Source organism: Robertmurraya sp. DFI.2.37, assembly GCF_029211245.1.
Lineage (GTDB): Bacteria > Bacillota > Bacilli > Bacillales > Cytobacillaceae > Robertmurraya > Robertmurraya methanolica_A.
The window spans coordinates 1-216 of sequence record NZ_JARGEJ010000995.1 but is presented as its reverse complement, the minus strand read 5'-3'; the positions used below and the strand labels follow the sequence as shown (position 1 = coordinate 216).

The window sequence follows — 216 nt, the reverse complement described above, 5'->3', positions numbered from 1 at the left end:
TCAAGCGAGGAAGTACCGGAGCGTACGTAGTCTGTACGTGAGGATGCTGACGAGTGAAGATGACGAAGAGATGTGTAGCTGATCATTTGCCGAATGGTTAAGTTATAAAGGGCGCACGGTGGATGCCTTGGCACTAGGAGCCGATGAAGGACGGGACTAACACCGATATGCTTCGGGGAGCTGTAAGTAAGCTTTGATCCGGAGATTTCCGAATGG

1 rRNA gene is annotated in these 216 nt (G+C 50.9%); it reads left to right on the top strand.

The features are described 5' to 3' along the window. Window positions 1-95 precede the first annotated feature (95 nt). Window positions 96-216 (top strand): 23S ribosomal RNA (locus PZE06_RS29470); the annotation flags it as partial.